General features: G+C 62.9%; 1 protein-coding gene and 1 pseudogene. Both read left to right on the top strand.

All coding sequences use genetic code 11. The features are described from left to right. The first annotated feature begins 67 nt into the window (after positions 1–67). Entirely contained in the window at positions 68–583 is a 516-nt protein-coding gene (locus ABT116_RS44430; protein WP_351646587.1) for an acyl-CoA dehydrogenase C-terminal domain-containing protein, read from the top strand. 424 nt (positions 584–1007) lie between these two features. After that, a pseudogene (locus tag ABT116_RS44425) lies at positions 1008–1673 on the top strand (S1 RNA-binding domain-containing protein); the annotation flags it as partial. Between the last annotated feature and the right edge of the window lie 43 nt (positions 1674–1716).

The following is a 1716-nucleotide window of genomic DNA, read 5'->3' as shown; positions in this document are numbered from 1 at the left end:
GCGGATGCTGCGGGACGCCTACGCGCTCGGCGCCACCGTCTACGACCTGCGCGGTATCTCCGACTCGCTGGACGAGACCGACCACCTCTTCGGTCCGGCAATCCAGGCGCAGGACTTCTTCTTTCGAAAGATCGCCCGCGACCGCGGTGTTGCACTCGCTCACGTAGCCGGTCGCATACGAGAGTTCATCGACAGCGAGGCCGGGAACGGTCGTCTCAAGGCCGAACGAGTCCTACTCGAGACCGCGTTGACCGACGTGCAGGAGATGGCCGGGACGCTCACCGGGTATCTGATGGCTTCCCAAGACCAGCCTTCCGAGTTGTACAAGATAGGCCTCGGCTCGGTGCGCTTTCTGTACGCGGTAGGTGACCTGCTCATCGGATGGCGACTGCTGGTGCAAGCCGAAGTCGCGTTGGCAGCCTTGGATCGTGATGCGTCGGCAAAGGACCGGTCGTTCTATCGGGGCAAGGTGGTCGTCGCGTCGTACTTCGCGAAGAACATCCTGCCCGTCCTGGCGTCGACCAAAGAAATCCTGGGTTCCCTGGACAACGAGATCATGGAACTCGAGGAGGACGCGTTCTGACAACGTGCCATAGTGAAGGCATGTATATGCCCGACTTCGACTACGTGGGGGTATGGAGCTTTCCGATCATGGGGCCGGATGCACCAGACGACGCCCCTACCAACGTCGTCGAGGCGTGCCAGGCCGTCGGCAGGGATCTGCAATGCCGATGGCAAGGCCCTGATACGTACATGCAGAACTGCGTGTGGACGGTGTCGATGCTCGATGACGGTCAGTGCCACCTCGCGCTCGACGCTGGACCGCGGCCAAAAGACAAGAGTGCAGGAACCAGTTCTCTGATCGGTATCAGGTGCGTCGGGCCGCACGTCGAACAGTCTGCACAGGAACTGAGGGCCTTGATCGCCGGAGAAGTCCAGGATGAGCTGGCCGGCGGATTTCCGTTTGTGCACTGGCCCATTGAGAAGGACCGATTTCTGATGCCGTCCCGTGGCGTCAGTTCGCCCGCACGCACGCCATCGGCCAGATCGTGCCCGGCAAGGTCACGAAGCTGGTTCCGTTCGGTGCATTCGTGCGCGTCGAAGAGGGAATCGAAGGCCTCGTTCACATCTCGGAGCTCGCTGAGCGCCACGTCGAGGTTCCGGACCAGGTTGTCGGCGTCGGCGACGATGCACTCGTCAAGGTCATCGACATCGACCTCGAGCGTCGTCGTATCTCGCTGTCGCTGAAGCAGGCCAATGAGGATTACAACGCCGAGTTCGATCCGTCCAAGTACGGCATGGCCGACTCGTACGACGAGCAGGGCAACTACATCTTCCCCGAGGGCTTCGATCCCGAGACCAACGAATGGCTCGAGGGCTTCGACAAGCAGCGTGAAGAGTGGGAGAACCGCTACGCCGAGGCTGAGCGTCGCCACAAGATGCACACCACTCAGATGGAGAAGACCGCTGCAGACGAGGCCGCTGAGGCTGCCACCGCTGCTGCCGGCTACTCCTCGGAGACGGCTGCTGCAGACGATGCTGAGGCTCCGGCTGCTGCCGGCTCCGCTCCGGCAGAGTCCGCTGGCGGATCGCTCGCCAGCGATGCACAGCTCGCCGCACTTCGTGAGGACGGGAGGCAGTGCACCCGGGTGGGCGTGGACGTGTCCGAGTAGCACCGGGTCCGCGCCAGTCTCTCCCCGTACCGCCGCGAGCAGG

Origin of the sequence: Streptomyces sp. NPDC002130, assembly GCF_040296465.1 — a bacterium.
GTDB lineage: Bacteria > Actinomycetota > Actinomycetes > Streptomycetales > Streptomycetaceae > Streptomyces.
This window is presented reverse-complemented; position numbering and strand designations above follow the sequence as displayed.